General features: G+C 39.3%; 1 protein-coding gene. It reads left to right on the top strand.

Features of this window, described 5'->3' with window-relative positions:
- The first annotated feature begins 458 nt into the window (after positions 1-458).
- The gene (locus UQ64_RS28955) at positions 459-1,193 is read left to right on the top strand and encodes a creatininase family protein (RefSeq protein ID WP_060626899.1); all 735 of its coding nucleotides are present in this window, start codon (positions 459-461) and stop codon (positions 1,191-1,193) included.
- The last annotated feature ends 363 nt before the right edge of the window (positions 1,194-1,556 follow it).

Genomic DNA, 1,556 nt, shown 5'->3' with positions numbered 1-1,556 from the left:
CGGGCAGGTACGTTCGACCAGGCTACCTTAATCCTCTATGCAAATGAAAAAAGGATCAACCAGAAAGAACTGGTTGATCTCATAATACGAACGGGCAGGATAGTTTAGTTATACCTGATATTTACCTTATATAATAAAACTTCCCATGGTTAACTAGAAGTAATGTGAACATAAAGACAATAGGGGGATTTGTGATTTCTAATGAAAATATAGATATTGATGAAATAGACCTATTGACTGGGAGTCCGAGTGATTAATTCTTCGTCTTACCCTACTTAAGCTCCGCTGGTGCAACAACAAAAAAAGGACTAATCTCCCAAGAGTGCTACCCATATAGGGTGCGACATTCTGTGATGCGGGTAGTTATGCTCAATAAGAAGGAGAATACTAGATATTAAGCGAATTGGTAATTGTGCCCTGCGTTTTTAAAGGAGAACCCTTAAATTGGAGGAATTTAGATGACTTTTGAGTATGGAAAACTTACATATTTAGAAATAAAAGAAAAGATTGATGAAGGTTACATGGCAGTTCTTCCTACTGGATGTACTGAACAACAAGGTCCACATACAAGTGTTGATTTTGATACATGGCTTGCATCCGAATTATCAATTTCTGCTGCAGTAAGAGCTAACGAAAAATATGGTGCGAAATATCTGGTTGTTCCCACTATTCCGTATGGTCCAACACCAGAACACAGAAATTACGGTTATGGCTTTATAGATATTCCGCAGGATGTATATGAAGGTTTGATTTATTCTGTATTAAAGTCACTTGCTCAGCAAGGATTTAGGAAAATTGTGATTTTCCGAGGTTGCGGAGGTCACCATTTAAACAATGTTGCAGAGAGGTTTAATAACGATTTTAAAGGGGTTTCGGTTGCTGAAATTCCGCACTATCCGTTTTACGATGTCTGGTGCAAATATGGAGACCCAAATTTACCTGGAGGGCATGCTGATAGTTTTACCACTTCGCTGGCATTGTTTAAGAGAAAAGAAACTGTAAGGGAAGACAAAATTTATAACCCTTACAGTGAAGAGCCGGATTGGGCAGACCCTAATCTGGATTTTTCTAAATACTCTAAAACAGGTGTTATTGGTGACCCAACTCAAGCAACAGAGGAACTAGGTGAGAAGCTCTGGAACAGCACTGTGGAGGCGGTAGCTGACACTTTTAGGGATGTAGCGTTTAAATAATGTTTTGGGGAATAAGAAGACTACCAGTGATTACCAAACTAAACTCCCTCGGGAACTATAGCTTTATATGGACCACAACTAGGTAACCCGATAATTGGAAAAAGAAATATGATGTTCCATTAAACTACCATGAAAGAACGAAATAATTTTCATCCTCTGTGCTTCATTGATGTTCTTGCAATGCGTGCATCACTAACGGAGAACGATAGCTCAATAAACACGATAAGGCAGCCGGTCAGTCAACGCGATCAGCTGCCTTTATTCAACTCCCTCAATATGATTTAGTTTTCTCACTCAGGCTCATGAATTCGCAGGATTTCACGTTTAGCTAAGTGTGAGATAAGAAGGAAACAGAGGAGGTGG

The sequence above is a fragment of the Paenibacillus etheri genome, assembly GCF_001012825.1.
GTDB lineage: Bacteria > Bacillota > Bacilli > Paenibacillales > Paenibacillaceae > Paenibacillus_AQ > Paenibacillus_AQ etheri.
Note: the sequence above shows the minus strand (reverse complement) of the source record. Positions and strands in the feature narration are given on the sequence as shown.